The sequence below is a fragment of the Burkholderia crassaminum genome, assembly GCF_964265005.1.
Taxonomy (GTDB): domain Bacteria; phylum Pseudomonadota; class Gammaproteobacteria; order Burkholderiales; family Burkholderiaceae; genus Burkholderia.
Genome location: NZ_OZ183799.1, coordinates 2,404,383 through 2,416,560, shown reverse-complemented (window position 1 = coordinate 2,416,560; position 12,178 = coordinate 2,404,383). Strand labels below are relative to the sequence as shown.

General features: G+C 67.5%; 12 protein-coding genes. 6 read left to right on the top strand and 6 right to left on the bottom strand.

All coding sequences use genetic code 11. From position 1 onward, the window contains the following. Positions 1 to 62 precede the first annotated feature (62 nt). On the bottom strand, positions 63 to 824 hold the full coding sequence (locus tag ACPTTF_RS11110; RefSeq protein ID WP_166960100.1) for a haloacid dehalogenase type II: 762 nt from the start codon (positions 822 to 824) through the stop codon (positions 63 to 65). Between the two features lie 154 nt (positions 825 to 978). On the opposite strand from ACPTTF_RS11110, the gene ACPTTF_RS11105 reads away from it, so the two are divergent. Together ACPTTF_RS11105 and ACPTTF_RS11100 are read left to right on the top strand one after the other, a co-directional pair. After that, positions 979 to 1,884, top strand: coding sequence for a LysR family transcriptional regulator (locus ACPTTF_RS11105; protein WP_423371197.1), 906 nt, complete (start codon positions 979 to 981; stop codon positions 1,882 to 1,884). Between the two features lie 168 nt (positions 1,885 to 2,052). Further along, entirely contained in the window at positions 2,053 to 2,487 is a 435-nt protein-coding gene (locus ACPTTF_RS11100) for a universal stress protein (RefSeq protein ID WP_031399397.1), read from the top strand. 187 nt (positions 2,488 to 2,674) lie between these two features. Here the strand turns inward: ACPTTF_RS11100 and aceA are convergent, their stop codons facing one another. The 3 genes from aceA to ACPTTF_RS11085 all read right to left on the bottom strand — a co-directional run bounded on the left by aceA (position 2,675) and on the right by ACPTTF_RS11085 (position 6,573). Beyond that, the gene (aceA, locus tag ACPTTF_RS11095; RefSeq protein WP_423371196.1) at positions 2,675 to 3,982 is read right to left on the bottom strand and encodes an isocitrate lyase; all 1,308 of its coding nucleotides are present in this window, start codon (positions 3,980 to 3,982) and stop codon (positions 2,675 to 2,677) included. Positions 3,983 to 4,379: 397 nt separating this feature from the next. Next, positions 4,380 to 5,933: a DEAD/DEAH box helicase gene (locus ACPTTF_RS11090; RefSeq protein ID WP_166960091.1), complete on the bottom strand. Its 1,554-nt coding sequence runs from the start codon at positions 5,931 to 5,933 to the stop codon at positions 4,380 to 4,382. Positions 5,934 to 6,303: 370 nt separating this feature from the next. Beyond that, a complete protein-coding gene (locus ACPTTF_RS11085) occupies positions 6,304 to 6,573 on the bottom strand; it encodes an acyl-CoA-binding protein (protein ID WP_166960088.1) in 270 nt (89 codons plus the stop codon). A 147-nt stretch (positions 6,574 to 6,720) separates the two neighbouring features. On the opposite strand from ACPTTF_RS11085, the gene tsaB reads away from it, so the two are divergent. The 4 genes from tsaB to ACPTTF_RS11065 are packed head-to-tail and all read left to right on the top strand — an operon-like array spanning position 6,721 to position 9,953. Then, complete coding sequence (tsaB, locus tag ACPTTF_RS11080) at positions 6,721 to 7,488, top strand: tRNA (adenosine(37)-N6)-threonylcarbamoyltransferase complex dimerization subunit type 1 TsaB (RefSeq protein ID WP_423371195.1); 768 nt, start codon at positions 6,721 to 6,723, stop codon at positions 7,486 to 7,488. Continuing rightward, positions 7,485 to 7,985 carry a ribosomal protein S18-alanine N-acetyltransferase gene (gene rimI / locus ACPTTF_RS11075; RefSeq protein WP_166960081.1) on the top strand — a complete coding sequence of 167 codons (501 nt, stop codon included), beginning with the start codon at positions 7,485 to 7,487 and terminating at the stop codon, positions 7,983 to 7,985. Before tsaB ends, rimI begins: the two co-directional genes overlap by 4 nt. After that, on the top strand, positions 7,972 to 8,991 hold the full coding sequence (locus ACPTTF_RS11070; protein WP_423371194.1) for a uracil-DNA glycosylase family protein: 1,020 nt from the start codon (positions 7,972 to 7,974) through the stop codon (positions 8,989 to 8,991). The genes rimI and ACPTTF_RS11070 overlap by 14 nt, the downstream gene beginning before the upstream one ends. Beyond that, positions 8,988 to 9,953 (top strand): DUF1853 family protein, encoded by a 966-nt coding sequence (locus ACPTTF_RS11065; RefSeq protein WP_423371193.1) that lies wholly within the window; start codon positions 8,988 to 8,990, stop codon positions 9,951 to 9,953. The genes ACPTTF_RS11070 and ACPTTF_RS11065 overlap by 4 nt, the downstream gene beginning before the upstream one ends. 18 nt (positions 9,954 to 9,971) lie before the next feature. Here the strand turns inward: ACPTTF_RS11065 and thiD are convergent, their stop codons facing one another. Continuing rightward, a complete protein-coding gene (thiD, locus tag ACPTTF_RS11060) occupies positions 9,972 to 10,781 on the bottom strand; it encodes a bifunctional hydroxymethylpyrimidine kinase/phosphomethylpyrimidine kinase (protein ID WP_423371192.1) in 810 nt (269 codons plus the stop codon). Positions 10,782 to 10,839: 58 nt separating this feature from the next. Continuing rightward, positions 10,840 to 12,147 (bottom strand): lysophospholipid transporter LplT, encoded by a 1,308-nt coding sequence (gene lplT / locus ACPTTF_RS11055; RefSeq protein WP_166960072.1) that lies wholly within the window; start codon positions 12,145 to 12,147, stop codon positions 10,840 to 10,842. Positions 12,148 to 12,178 lie beyond the last annotated feature (31 nt).

Below are 12,178 nucleotides of genomic sequence, written 5' to 3'. Positions count from 1 at the left end.
TCTCATCTCCTTGGTCGGTCAGTTGCGGTTTCGGTGAAGGGGGAAGGCGGCAGCTGCAAGCGTCATGCACCCGGGCCGGGGCGCGTGCGGTTTGCGGGTCTGCCGGACGGAGCCGGGGTGGCGAGGAATGCGAGCAGGTCGGCCATGCTGGTGCCGGTGCCGTCGGGCGGCGCGCCGAGTTCCTCGGCGGGCGCGCCCGTGCGGTTGAGCCAGAACGTCGTGTAGCCGAACCAGACGGCGCCGGCGACATCCCACGCGTTCGACGACACGAACACGATGCCGCGCCGGTTCGGTCCGAACGCGGCGGTGCCGAGCGCGTAGGCGGCCGGACTCGGCTTGTACGCGCGCACGGTGTCGGCCGACAGCACGCGATCGAACAGCCCGGACATGCCGGCGCTCTTGATCGCGATGTCGAGCATCTGCGGCGTGCCGTTCGACAGGATCGCGAGCGGCGGGCGCGGGTCGAGCGCGCGCAGCTTGCGCAGCGCGGGCACCGTATCGGGATAGGTGGACAGGCAAGCGTATTCGTCCATCAGCCGCTTCTCGGCCGCGCTGTTCAGCGCGAGCCCGAGCCGGCGCGCGGCGAACCGCAGCGCATCGAGCGTGATGTCGCGGAACGGGCGATAGCGAGCCCCGGCCGGATCGGCGAGCGTGCGTAGCTGCGAGTATTCGATTTGCTTGCGTCGCCACAACTGCGACAACCGTTCGCCGTGACCGGGAAACATTTGTTCCGCCGCGGCCAGGACCGCACGCACGTCGAACAACGTGCCGAATGCGTCGAAGAGGATTGCGTCGGGAGTGGAGAGTGTCGTTGTGGCCGACATAGCCTTGCGCTCCAGTTTCAGAGGTCAGGTGAATTCTATTCGTGATCGTATTCGCTAAAAAAGACGCTAAACATCACTTGATCTTTTACTTTCATATACCTAATCTTGAGCGGTTTAAGCTATTTGAAGGGCGGCAGCGCCGCCCCTGCGAGTCATGGACCGGTTCAAGCAGATCGAAACATTCGCTGCGGTCGCGGCGAAGGGCAGCCTGTCGGCGGCCGCGCATGCGGAAGGCGTCGCACCGGCGATCATCGGCCGCCGCCTCGACGCGCTCGAGGAGCGGCTCGGCGTCAAGCTGCTGGTGCGCACGACGCGCAAGCTCACGCTGACGTTCGAAGGCTCGGCGTTCCTCGAGGATTGCCAGCGGATCATCAACGACATGCAGAACGCGGAGGCGAGCGTGTCCGCCGGCGGTGTCAAGGCGAGCGGCCACTTGCGCATTTCCGCGCCGGCCGGCTTCGGCCGACGGCACGTCGCGCCGCTCGTGCCCGAATTCAGCGTCGGGCATCCGGATGTATCGGTCACGCTCGACCTGTCCGACCGCATGGTCGACCTCGTCAACGAGGGGTTCGATTGCGCGGTACGGCTCGGCGAGCTGCCCGACTCGTCGCTCGTGTCGCTGAAGCTCGGCGAGAATCGCCGCGTATGCGTCGCGGCTCCCGCGTACCTCGTACGGCGCGGCACGCCGGCTACGCTCGCGGAACTGGCGCGGCACAACTGCCTCGCGCTCGCGGCAAACGCGAACCAGCAACGCGGCTGGGCGTTCCAGGAGGACGACACGGTCGTGTCGATCCGCGTGAACGGCACGATGGAATGCTCGGACGGCGCGGTGCTGCACGAGTGGTGCCTCGCCGGTCATGGCCTGGCGTGGCGCTCGTGGTGGGAGGTCGGGGAGGACATCGCGGCCGGCCGGCTCGTGAGCGTGCTCGACGCATTCGCTGCTCCGCCGATCGGCATCCACGCGGTGTTCCCGCAACGCCGGCATCTGCCGCTGCGCGTGCGGCTGTTTCTCGATTACCTGAAGCACACCTACGAGCGGCCAGGATATTGGGGCGAGTAGCCGTATCGGGCCGCGCCCGCCCGCGCGTTTCCGATATGAGGGCGAACCCGCTGCCGGGGCCGGTCGGGCGGTTTCGCGCACTACACTCGTAGGAGGCATGTCCGACGCGTCGCGGCCGGCCCGGATGGGATCGCGGCGTGCGGCGTGCACTTGACGAAGGAGGGCGCGATGTTCCGGCACATCCTCGTTCCAACCGACGGCTCCGAACTGTCGCAGAAGGCGATCGACGGCGCGATCGACCTCGCTCGGGCGGTCGGTGCGCGCGTCACGGCCTACGCGTGCCTGCCGCAGTACCCGTACTCGCCGTTTTCCGAAGTGATCATCGAGCCGCCTGCCGATTTCCGGGCGCGCAGCGAGCGCGAGGCGCGCGCGCACCTCGACGAGGTCGAATCGGCGGCGAAGGCGGCCGGCGTCGACTGCGACACCTGGACGAGCGTGCATCCGTCGCCGTATCTCGGCATCATCGAGGCGGCCGAACGCGGCGGCTGCGACGTGATCTTCATGGCGTCCCACGGACGCCGCGGGCTCGGCAGCTTGCTGATCGGCAGCGAAACGCAGCGCGTGCTGACCCATACGAAAATTCCGGTGATCGTCTATCGGTAGGGCGGCGCCCTGGAAAAAGGGCGCGCCGGACGGAGCCGGCGCGCGTCGTTGCTGGCGGCCCGCAGGCCGCGCGGCCGGTCGCGCGATCGGTATCGCGCGCCTGCCGTCTCCTCCCTGATTTTTGTTCGGTGGCCGATGCCGCGCCGTCGTCAGACGGGGCGGGCATCGACATGACGCCAGGCGCGGGTTACGCGACCTTCTTGCCGTCGAAGAACTGCTCGTCTTCGGTCGAGCCGTGCAGTGCGGTCGTCGACGCTTCGCGCTCGACCGTCTGCGTCACCGCGTCGAAGTAGCCGGTGCCGACTTCGCGCTGGTGCTTGACGGCCGTGAAGCCCTTGTCCGCTGCCGCGAACTCGGCCTGCTGCAGTTCGACGAAGGCGCTCATCTGCGTGCGGGCATAGCCGTGCGCGAGGTTGAACATCGAGTAGTTCAGCGCATGGAAGCCGGCCAGCGTGATGAACTGGAACTTGTAGCCCATCGCGCCGAGTTCCTTCTGGAACTTCGCGATCGTCGCGTCGTCGAGGTTCTTCTTCCAGTTGAACGACGGCGAGCAGTTGTACGACAGCAGCTTGCCCGGGAACTGCTTGTGGATCGCTTCCGCGAACTTCTTCGCGTACTCGAGATCCGGCTTGCCCGTTTCGCACCAGACCAGGTCGGCGTACGGCGCGTAGGCGAGACCGCGCGAGATCGCCTGCTCGATGCCCGGCTTCGTGCGGAAGAAGCCTTCCACCGTGCGCTCGCCCGTCAGGAACGGCTTGTCGTTCTCGTCGACGTCGGACGTGATCAGGTCGGCCGCTTCCGCGTCGGTGCGGGCGACCAGCACGGTCGGCGTGCCCATCACGTCGGCCGCGAGACGCGCTGCCGACAGCTTCGCGACGGCTTCACGGGTCGGCACGAGCACCTTGCCGCCCATGTGGCCGCACTTCTTCACCGACGCGAGCTGGTCCTCGAAGTGGACGCCCGATGCGCCGGCTTCGATCATCGCCTTCATCAGTTCGAACGCGTTCAGCACGCCGCCGAAACCGGCTTCCGCGTCAGCGACGATCGGGGCGAAGAAATCGACATAGCCTTCATCGCCCGGGTTCTTGCCCTCCGACCACTGGATCTGGTCGGCGCGCGTCAGCGTGTTGTTGATGCGCTTCACGACGAGCGGCACCGAGTTTGCCGGGTACAGCGACTGGTCCGGGTACATTTCGCCCGCGACGTTCGCGTCGCCCGCCACTTGCCAACCGGACAGGTAGATGGCCTTCAGGCCGGCCTTCACCTGCTGCATCGCCTGGTTGCCGGTCAGTGCGCCGAGTGCGTTGACGAACGGCTCGTTGTTGATGAGGCTCCACAGTTTTTCCGCGCCGCGCCTGGCGAGCGTGTGCTCGATCGGGATCGAACCACGCAGGCGGACCACGTCATCAGCCGAATAGCTGCGCTTGATGCCCTTCCAGCGCGGATCGGTTTCCCATTGCTGTTGCAGTTCCTGTGCCTGTTGCTGACGCGACATGATGAGCTCCTTGATGCGGTGCGATGCCTGATGGGTTGAATCTGACGGTGGTGAGGCGGTTCTCGAAGCCGGGAGCGGTACATTCCGGTTCGTGAGGTCTTGTATAAGAGTCTAGGCAAATCGACCGGAGCGGGACAGGGGGCTTTTTGAGGCGGGGATAAAATTTTTAGTTGTTTTAAATCAGTATCTTGAAATTTAAATTTCAAGATGAGAAATGCTTTTTCCCATCCCGCAATCGCTCGGGTTGTGCCACGCAACATGATTTTTTACGACACAAAAAAATTTTCCGCATCGTGAAATGTGGGGCGGGGCGAAAAAAAACCGGCGCAGGTGCGCCGGTTGGCTGGATGGGTGGGGCCCATCCGTGGGGCGGCGGCGAGGCGCCGCCCTTGCGTGCTTACGACGCGGAGTTGCTGCGACGCGGGCCGCCGCTGCGCTGACCGTCGCGACGCGGGCCGCCGTCACGGCTGCCACCCGGCTTGCCGCTCCAGCCGCCGCCATTGCCGCCGCCGTAGCTGCGGCCGTTACCGTTGCCGTTACCGCCATAGCCGCCGCCCGGCTTGCCGCCGAAACGTCGACCACCGCCGTTACCGCCGCCCGGACGGCCGCGGCCGCCGTTGCCGCCGTTACGCGGGGGCGCCTTGCGCGGCTCGAAACCTTCGATCACGTTGACCGGCAGCGGCGAGCGCACGAAGCGCTCGATGCGCTTGAGCGCGCCTTGCTCGGCGTGGTGCACGAGGCTCACTGCCGTGCCCGAACGACCTGCACGGCCGGTACGGCCGATACGGTGCACGTAGTCTTCCGCGAACTTCGGCAGGTCGTAGTTGAACACGTGCGTGATGCCCGGGATGTCGATGCCGCGTGCCGCGACGTCGGTGGCCACCAGCACGCGCACGCGGCGCTCGCGCAGCGCACGGATCGTGCGGTTACGCGCGCCTTGCGGCAGGTCGCCGTGCAGCGCAGCCGATTCGAAGCCTGCGTCGGCGAGACGGCCGGCGAGCTGGTCGGCGTCGATCTTGGTCGCCGTGAAGATGATCGCCTGGTCGAGCGCGTCGTCGCGCAGCAGGTGATCGAGCAGGCGATCCTTGTGGTCGCGGTCGTCGACGTAGTGCACGGTCTGCGCGATGTTGGCGCGCGACTCGAGGCGCTGCTGGATCTCGATGCGTTCCGGATCCTTCAGCAGGCGGCCCGTCAGCGAACCGATCTTGCCGTCGAGCGTGGCCGAGAACAGCATCGTCTGGCGCGACTCGGGCGTGGCGGCGACGATCGTCTCGATGTCTTCGATGAAGCCCATGTCCAGCATGCGGTCGGCTTCGTCGAGCACGAGCATCTTCAGTTCGGACAGGTCGATACGGCCGCGCTCGAGGTGATCGAGCAGACGGCCCGGCGTGGCGACCAGGATTTCCGGGTTCTTCGCGAGCAGCATCAGCTGCTGGCCGTAGGCGACGCCGCCGAGGATGCTGACCGTGCGCAGGCGCTTCAGGTGCTTGCCGTAGGTCGATGCGGCCGTGGTGACCTGCATCGCGAGTTCACGGGTCGGCGTCAGCACGAGCAGGCCCGGGCGCGCGACGGGTTGCGGGCGGCGCGCACGGCGGTCGCCCTGGTTCGGTTCACGCGGCGCGCGCGGTTGCTGCGCCAGCGTCTTCTGGAGCTGCGCGAAACGTTCGATCGCGGGCAGCATGAATGCGGCGGTCTTGCCCGAACCGGTCGGGCTCGACACCAGCAGGTCGCGGCCGGCGATGCCGGCCGGAATCGCGCGCTGCTGGACCGGCGTCGGCTTCACGTAGCCGGCGGCCTCCAGCGCGGAGACGATCTCCGGCGACAACCCGAGCGACGCGAAGCTCGGCTCGTCCGACGCCGGTTCGACCGCGGCCGGTGCGGCGGCGTCGTCGAGACCGAGCGCCTGGTCGGCGATCGCGTTGAGCGGGCTGGAGTTGATGCTCGAAGTCATAACAATCCTTGAAACACAGTGGGTGAAACGTCGGCGCCAATCGCGCATACCCAAGTCGTCGGATTCAGCGAGCAAATCGGGAAACGGGTGCAATCCGCCGAACCGTCGGCGGATGAGGCATTAGAAGCTGTTTTGGGTGCGGCGCGCTTCAGGAGCGGGGCCGCCAGCCTGATAAGTGACGACCGCGAAGGTCGAAGCAGGAGGGGACAGGTTCTAAACCGGATTGGAGCTTAACGCTACGAGGCGTCAGGCCGGACGGCTTGCGAGCCGAGCGCGGGAGGTGACGCAGGCAGCATTATAAAGCGATTTGCTGCGCTGCGCCACTGATTTGATTGCCTATTGCGGCCGGGGGCGGCCGGAGGCTATTCGGTCAGGAAGCCGTGCCGTTCTTCAGCGATTCGACGAGCTCGATGTACTGCTGCCTTGCCGCATCCTGCGACGTGCCCTTCAGTGCATCCCATGCGTCGTACTTGTATTTGCCGACGATGTCGGTGAAGCCCGGCTTGTCGCCATGGGCGTCGCCGTCGGTCGCCTGTTTGAAGAGCGCGTACAGGCGCAGCAGGGTCAGGTTGCCCGGCCGTTCCGTCAGTTGCTTGACGTCGATCTGGGCCTGGTCGAATTGGGCGGTGAGTTCGCTCATCGGGTGTCTCCGTAAGGGTTTCAGGTCGGGCGATCTTAACAAGCGGACCGCCGCGCGGGGTCGAGCGATCCTTCCAAACCGCTGCCGGGCCCGCGCGTGCGCACGGATCGGGCCCGATCGCCCGTGGGAGCGGGGTGCCGCATTACAATGTCGCCCATGACGCAAACAGTGCTCCTCGCCATCGATACGTCGACCGAATACTGCTCGGTCGCGCTGCTGCGCTCGGCCCACGCCGATGACGCCGTTTCCACCCCGCAAACCTGGGTCCGCCACGAGCTGACGGGCGCCGTGTCGAGCACGCGCGTGCTGCCGGCAATCCAGGAACTCTTCGCCGAATCGGGGCTGACGCTCGCCGATTGCGACGCGATCGCGTTCGGCGCGGGCCCCGGCTCGTTCACGGGCCTGCGCACCGCGACGGGCATCACCCAGGGTCTCGCATTCGGGCGCGGGCTGCCGGTCGTCCCGATCGGCACGCTGCTCGCGTGCGCCGAGCACGCGCGGTTGCGCGCGCCCGGCACGACCCGTGTGCTTGTCGCGCTGGATGCACGGATGGACGAAGCCTACTGGGCGGACTTCGCGTGGGACGACAGCGCGGGCGACTGGCTCACGCTGCATCCGGCTTCGCTCGATGCACCGGGTGCCGTCGGCGTGCCCGATACGCCGTTCACGCTCGCGGGCAATGCGGCCGCCGCGTTCGGCGCGCAGTTGCCGGCCGCGACGCACGCAGCCGTGATCGACGGTGACGCGATGCCGCACGCGCTGGCGGTCGCCCATGCGGCGCTGCGCGCGTTCCGTGCCGGCCGCGCGGTGCCGGCCGATCAGGCCGCGCCGGAGTACGTGCGTGACAAGGTTGCACAGACGACCGCCGAACGCGTCGCGGCACGCGCCGCGCAGACGGGCGGAGCGAAGGGATGACGGGTGTACTGCTGAGCGACCGCTATCTGGCGCCGATGACGGACGCCGATCTCGACGAGGTCGTCGCGATCGAGCACGTCGCGTACGAGTTCCCGTGGAGCCGCGGCAACTTCGAGGATTCGTTGCGCAACGGCTATCTGGGCGTGTGCCTGCGGCACGTGACGGGTTCGCTGATCGGCTATTGCGTGCTGATGCCCGTGGTCGACGAGATGCACCTGCTGAACCTGTGCGTCGCACCGGCTGCACAGCGTGCGGGTGCGGGCCTTGCGCTGCTGCGCGAGGCCGTGCGCATTTCGCGTGCGGAGCGGCTCGACGGCGTGCTGCTCGAGGTGCGGCCGTCCAATCCGCGCGCGGTCCAGCTGTACGAGCGTTTCGGCTTCGTGACGATCGGCCGGCGCAAGAATTACTACCCGGCGAAGCATCACAGCCGGGAGGACGCGATCGTGATGCGTCTGACGCTGAACAAGGATGAAGGGGACGCGCATGGCATGGGCTGAAGCGGCGCTCGAGGAAATGGGCCTCGCGCAGATCTGGGTACGGCGCGGGCAAGGCGCGGATGAAGGCACGGCGGCCGAAGCACCCGCCGCGGCGCAAACAGGTGCGGTCGCCGCACCTGCCGTCGTGGCCGAGCGGCCTGCGCGCACCGCGCGTACGCCGGTGCAAGACGAGGCGCCGCCGGCAGTGGCGCGGAACGTCGATGTTCCGCCGGCTCGCGAGCCTGTCGCCGCTGCGCACCGCGTCGACGACGGCGATCGCGCGCCTGTACGGGGTACGCCGGTCGCCTCGACCGACACGATGCCGCCGCTGGACGATGCTCCGCCTGCCGGAGCCGACGATTTCGCGTGGTTCGATGCGGCGCCGCCGGGCGATCCCGCGCCGGCGGGCCCGTTGCGGCGCGCTGAAACCCCGGTTGCAACACTCGACTGGGACGCGCTGGCTGCGCGCGTGGCCGACTGCACGCTCTGCCGGCTGTGTGAGAAGCGGACCAACACCGTGTTCGGGGTCGGCGACCGCGAAGCGGACTGGATGCTGATCGGCGAAGCGCCGGGCGAGAACGAGGACAAACAGGGCGAGCCGTTCGTGGGCCAGGCCGGCAAGCTGCTCGACAACATGCTGCAGTCGCTGTCGCTCAAGCGCGGCGACAACGTGTACATCGCGAACGTGATCAAGTGTCGCCCGCCCGGCAACCGCAACCCGGAGCCGGACGAGGTTGCGAGCTGCGAGCCTTATCTGCAGCGCCAGGTCGCGCTCGTGAAGCCGAAGCTGATCGTCGCGCTCGGCCGCTTCGCCGCGCAGACCTTGCTGAAGACGGATGCGAGCATTGCGTCGCTGCGCGGCCGCGTGCATGAGTACGAAGGCGTGCCGGTGATCGTGACCTATCACCCGGCGTACCTGTTGCGTAGCCTGCAGGACAAGTCGAAGGCGTGGGCCGACCTGTGCCTCGCACGCGACGCGTTCCGGCGCGCGGAAGGTGCCGACGCGAACGGGCCGGCTGGACAATGACGGCCGGCGTGGCGTGCGCATTCGTCGATACGCTGCATGACGCCGCGGTTCGCGATCTGGGCTGGTTGCTTGCCAGCCCGAGCCTGCTCACGGCGGTACCGGGCGCGCCGCTTGCGCGCCCGTGGCCGGATGCGGCCGGACAGTCGGCCGTCGAAGCCTGGCTCGCCACGCTCGATGCGCAGCCCGAGCCGCTGCATCGCTCGCTCGACGGGCTCCGGCCCACCCGGCTCGGCCGCTACGCCGAATGCCTGCTCGAATATTTCCTGGCGCACGGCCCGTCGCTGCGGCTCATCGCGGCCAATCTCCCGCTGCGCAGCAATGGCAAGACGCTCGGCGAAGTCGATTTTCTCGTCGATGCGCCGGGCGGGCAGCGCCTGCACTGGGAACTCGCGGTGAAGTGCTATTTGTGCGCGCCGGTACGCGCCGGTGCGTCGCTTGCCGACTTCGTTGGCCCCAATCTCGTCGACCGGTTCGACCGCAAGCGCCGCCGGCTGCTCGATCACCAGTTGCGGCTCGGCGAACACGACGGGTTTGCGCGGCTCGGCTTCGGCGCGCCGTCCGACGCGCAGATGTTCATCAAGGGCTGGCTGTTCTATCCGCATGGCGTGCCGTTGCCGCCGGTGTCCGCCGAAATCGCGCCGGATCACCCGCGCGGTTTCTGGCTGACGCACGCGCAGTGGCCGGCGTGGGCGGCCGCGCAGCATGCCGGCGCCGCATGGAGTGTGTTGCCGAGGCTGGCGTGGCTTGCGCCGCGACGTGCCGCCGCCGATACCGGATTCGAACCCGAACCGCTGGCGGCCGCTTGGGAACTGCCGCCCGTGTTGACGACGCGCGAGGCCCCTGCGCTGATCGGCGTTCATGAAAAGGGCAGTGACGGCACGTGGCGCGAACGGGCGCGCGGCTTTGTCGTGCCGGACGACTGGCCGGTGCGCGCCCAGGCGTTCGCGGCGCAGGATCACTGACGCCGCGTCAGCCGGCGCTCACCACCAGCGATGGAAGTGATGGACAGGGCCGACGCCGTGGCCGACGTCGAGGCGGCCGCTCGCGGCGATTGCGCCGGTCAGGTAGGTCTTGGCTTCGCGCACTGCGCTTTCGAGGTCGGGCTGCTGCGGCAGCAGCGCGGCGATTGCCGACGACAGCGTGCAGCCGGTGCCGTGCGTGTTGCTGACCGGCAAGCGCACGCCGTCGAGCCGCACGGTGCGCGTCGCTTCGACGAGCCAGTCGGGGCTCGCGGACGCGTCGGGCAGGTGGCCGCCTTTCATCAGCACGGCGCGCGCGCCCGCCTGTAACAAGGCCCGGCCTTGCCGGACCATGTCGTCTTCCGTGGTTGCGGGCACATCGTTCAGCAGCGCGGCCGCTTCGGGCAGGTTCGGCGTCACGACCGTCGCGAGCGGCAGCAGCGCATCGCGCAGCGCGTCGACGGCATCGGGCGCGAGCAGCGCATGCGAGCTCTTCGAGATCATCACCGTGTCGAGCACGACGAAGCGTGGCGCATAGCGCCGCAGTGCGTCGGCGACCGCGTGCACGATCGCTGCATTCGCGAGCATCCCGATCTTGACCGCATCGATGCGGATATCACCGAACACCGCGTCGAGTTGCGCGGTCACGAACGCCGCGTCCGGCGCATGCACGCCCGTTACGCCGCGGGTGTTCTGCGCGGTCAACGCGGTGATCGCGCTGGCGCCATATGAGCCAAGCGCGGAAAAGGTCTTCAGGTCGGCCTGGATGCCTGCGCCGCCGCCCGAATCGGAGCCGGCGATCGTCAGGATGTTGGGTATCGGGTGCGTCATGATGGCAACGCGCCGGTACGAAGACCGGCGCCGGCGGACGGAAACGGGAAGTGTAGCGTCAGTGCCGCGATTCGCCGATCAGCGCGACCGAGTCGAACTGGCGCTGGTTCGCCTGGTGGCGGCGCATCACGAGCCACATGGTCAGGCAGACGAACGTGCCGAACAGCACGATCACGACGCCGACCGGCACGTCGAGCCACACGAGCACCGCATACAGGCACAGCATTACGAGCACCGACAGGTTCTCGTTGAAGTTCTGCACCGCGATCGAGTGGCCGGCCGACAGCAGCACGTGGCCGCGATGCTGCAGCAGCGCGTTCATCGGCACGACGAAGTAGCCGGACAGCGCGCCGACGCACATCAGGAAGATGTACGCGATGATCAGGTACACGGGCATGCGCAGGTGGCCGAAGTGCACGGCCCAGTGCGGCGGGAACAGATCGCGCGTATAGAACGCCATCAGCATCACCGCGATGCCCATGATGATGCCGACGGGCAGCACGGACAGCGACTTCTTCAGCGGGATCCGCGCCGCGGCGGCGATCGCACCGGCCGCGACGCCGACCGCGACCACGGCCTGCAGGATCGCGCCTTCCGACAGCGACATGCCGAGCGATACTTCAGCCCACTTCAGCACGATGAATTGCAGCGTCGCACCCGCGCCCCAGAACAGCGTCGTGACCGCCAGCGAGATCTGGCCGAGCTTGTCGCGCCACAGCACCATGAAGCAATCGGCGAAATCGGTGAGGAGCTTGACCGGGCCGCGTTCCTGCTTCGGGTAGCGGGCACCCGTATCGGGAATGCGCAGGTTGAACAGCGCGGCGATCACGTAGATCGCCATGATGATCGCCATCGCCGCTTCGGCGGGCGTGCCGATCCAGGCGGGTGTATGCGCGATCACGTGCGACGCGATGTGCGGGCTGATCAGCGCACCGCCGAGCACGGTGCCGAGGATGATCGAGCTGACGGTCGTGCCTTCGATCCAGCCGTTCGCGGCGACCAGCCGATCGGCCGGCAGCAGCTCGGTGAGAATGCCGTATTTCGCGGGCGAGTAGGCCGCCGCGCCGAAGCCGACGATCCCGTACGCGATCAGCGGGTGGGCGCCGAACAGCATGATCATGCAGCCGACCACCTTGATCGAGTTGGTGATGAACATCACGCGGCCCTTCGGGCGCGAATCCGCGAACGCACCGACATACGCCGCCAGCACCACGTACGACAACACGAAGAACAGCTTCAGCAGCGGTGTCATCCAGTTGGGGGCGTGGAGGTCTTTCAGCAGGGCGATGGCGGCGATGAGGAGCGCATTGTCGGCCAGCGACGAGAAAAACTGCGCGGCCATGATGGTGTAAAAACCTTTTTTCATCTGATGCGATGCTTTCGTCGCTGCGGCAGGG

Excerpts from the sequence above, each read along its gene's own strand:
- rimI (WP_166960081.1), top strand. The coding sequence starts at position 7,485 with ATGACGGGTGTACTGCTGAGCGACCGCTATCTGGCGCCGATGACGGAC.
- ACPTTF_RS11105 (WP_423371197.1), top strand. The coding sequence starts at position 979 with ATGGACCGGTTCAAGCAGATCGAAACATTCGCTGCGGTCGCGGCGAAG.
- lplT (WP_166960072.1), bottom strand. The coding sequence starts at position 12,147 with ATGAAAAAAGGTTTTTACACCATCATGGCCGCGCAGTTTTTCTCGTCG.
- ACPTTF_RS11090 (WP_166960091.1), bottom strand. The coding sequence starts at position 5,933 with ATGACTTCGAGCATCAACTCCAGCCCGCTCAACGCGATCGCCGACCAG.
- ACPTTF_RS11070 (WP_423371194.1), top strand. The coding sequence starts at position 7,972 with ATGGCATGGGCTGAAGCGGCGCTCGAGGAAATGGGCCTCGCGCAGATC.
- tsaB (WP_423371195.1), top strand. The coding sequence starts at position 6,721 with ATGTCGCCCATGACGCAAACAGTGCTCCTCGCCATCGATACGTCGACC.
- thiD (WP_423371192.1), bottom strand. The coding sequence starts at position 10,781 with ATGACGCACCCGATACCCAACATCCTGACGATCGCCGGCTCCGATTCG.
- aceA (WP_423371196.1), bottom strand. The coding sequence starts at position 3,982 with ATGTCGCGTCAGCAACAGGCACAGGAACTGCAACAGCAATGGGAAACC.
- ACPTTF_RS11100 (WP_031399397.1), top strand. The coding sequence starts at position 2,053 with ATGTTCCGGCACATCCTCGTTCCAACCGACGGCTCCGAACTGTCGCAG.
- ACPTTF_RS11110 (WP_166960100.1), bottom strand. The coding sequence starts at position 824 with ATGTCGGCCACAACGACACTCTCCACTCCCGACGCAATCCTCTTCGAC.
- ACPTTF_RS11085 (WP_166960088.1), bottom strand. The coding sequence starts at position 6,573 with ATGAGCGAACTCACCGCCCAATTCGACCAGGCCCAGATCGACGTCAAG.
- ACPTTF_RS11065 (WP_423371193.1), top strand. The coding sequence starts at position 8,988 with ATGACGGCCGGCGTGGCGTGCGCATTCGTCGATACGCTGCATGACGCC.